Origin of the sequence: Brevundimonas sp. (genome assembly GCF_004210735.1) — a bacterium.
Classification (GTDB): Bacteria; Pseudomonadota; Alphaproteobacteria; order Caulobacterales; family Caulobacteraceae; genus Brevundimonas.
The window spans coordinates 1-1,018 of sequence record NZ_SDZL01000164.1 but is presented as its reverse complement, the minus strand read 5'-3'; the positions used below and the strand labels follow the sequence as shown (position 1 = coordinate 1,018).

At 66.1% G+C, this 1,018-nt stretch carries 1 protein-coding gene; it reads left to right on the top strand.

What is annotated here, in order from left to right:
• Positions 1-831: MFS transporter (locus EON91_RS14640; protein ID WP_292096173.1), on the top strand; the 831-nt coding region annotated here is incomplete at its 5' end.
• Positions 832-1,018: the final 187 nt, after the last annotated feature.

The following is a 1,018-nucleotide window of genomic DNA, read 5'->3' as shown; positions in this document are numbered from 1 at the left end:
GCGATGGGGCAGCTGGTGTTCCTGCCGTTCATGGCGTGGCTGGTGAAGATGGATGGCTGGCGCACGGCGACGCTGGCGCTTTGCGTGTTCTATGCGGCGGCTGTCGTGCTGGTCGTGCTGTTCATCCGCAACCGGCCTTCGGATGTCGGGCTGCGCCCGTTCGGCGCGGCGCCGGATAGCCCGATCGCCGCGCCACCTGCGCCGCAGGGCAATTTGTTTCTGGCGCCGTTCGAGGCGCTCGCGGTGGCAGTGCGCAAGCCAGTGTTCTGGGTTCTCGCCTTCTCGTTCTTCGTGTGTGGCGCATCGACCAACGGGCTGGTGCAGATGCACCTGATCCCGATGTGTGGCGACTATCTGATCCCCGCGACGGCGGCGGCAGGCACGCTGGCGCTGATGGGCGGGTTCAACTTTGTCGGCACGGTCGCGTCGGGCTGGCTGACGGATCGGTTCAATCCGCGGATCCTGCTGATGATCTATTACGGCCTGCGCGGGCTATCGCTGTTCTATCTGACGTCGACGGGGTTCGACTCGACCTCGCTGCTGCTCTTTGCGGTGTTCTACGGGCTCGACTGGATCGCGACGGTGCCGCCGACGGTGAAGCTGGCGGCTGATGCGTTCGGGCCGGCGCGGGCGACGCTGGTGTTCGGATGGATCTTTGCGGCGCACCAGCTGGGCGCTGGCTTTGCCGCCTATGGCGCGGGGTTCGTGCGCACCGAGCTTGGCTCGTATTCGCTGGCCTTCCAGGCGGCGGGCATCCTCTGCATCATCGCGTCGCTGGCCTTCATCAGCGGCAGCCGGCGCAGACCCGAGGCCGCAGCCGCCGCCGCATAAACACGCGGCCCAGACACGCGCATCAGACACGTGATACGGGAATTTTCCGTGCTGTGTCAGGGGGCGGTAAGCCTGTCCCCAGAAACCCCGCCGCAGAGCTTCAGCTGAAGGGTTGGCGGGCGCGGCTTTGGCCTGCAAAACAGGCGGGCAAAGTCTTGAGGGCCGGCCCGTGTCGAAGCTGTATTTC